Annotated in this window: 2 pseudogenes; both read right to left on the bottom strand. The window is 67.2% G+C overall.

Going from position 1 to position 512, the window contains the following annotated elements:
• A pseudogene (locus tag AHiyo1_RS27320) lies at nucleotides 1-112 on the bottom strand (prolipoprotein diacylglyceryl transferase); the annotation flags it as partial.
• A 62-nt stretch (nucleotides 113-174) separates the two neighbouring features.
• Nucleotides 175-512 (bottom strand): annotated as a pseudogene (locus AHiyo1_RS19260) (MFS transporter); the annotation flags it as partial.

The following is a 512-nucleotide window of genomic DNA, read 5'->3' as shown; positions in this document are numbered from 1 at the left end:
TAGCCACCGCGATCCCGGCCAGGATGCACAGGGCGTAGAAGTGGATGGTCACAGGGCCCACGTGAAAGGCGCTCACGGTCGGCGACGGAAGGAAAGAATCAGAGGCAGTCATGGAGGTTCGGGATCCTGTTCGGGAAGTTAGGGCAAAAACAGTGTTGTTCGGCAACCTTGTGGTCAGCCGGGTTCCGGACGGTCCTCCGGGTCCGGAACAGCCTTGGGGCGGGCGCGCCGTCCCAGGAATGACAGTACGGCTGCCGCGACACCGAGGATCGCGAAGAGTGCCACCGCGATCCGAAATCCGAGTCCGGGAAGCGGGGCCGCTCCCCCGCTGTTGCCCAGGGCGTTGGCGAGGGAGTACGCGAGGGCGCCCAGGGCCACGCCCAGGGAGGTTCCGACGCCCCTGGTCATGTTCAAGACGCCGCTGACCATGCCGGCCTGGTGGTCGTGTCCGGCCGCTGCCACGGACGCGTTGTTGGCCGGGGTGAACAGGCCCAGGCCCAGTCCCATGGCCG

Origin of the sequence: Arthrobacter sp. Hiyo1 (assembly GCF_001263615.2) — a bacterium.
Classification (GTDB): domain Bacteria; phylum Actinomycetota; class Actinomycetes; order Actinomycetales; family Micrococcaceae; genus Arthrobacter.
Note: the sequence above shows the minus strand (reverse complement) of the source record. Positions and strands in the feature narration are given on the sequence as shown.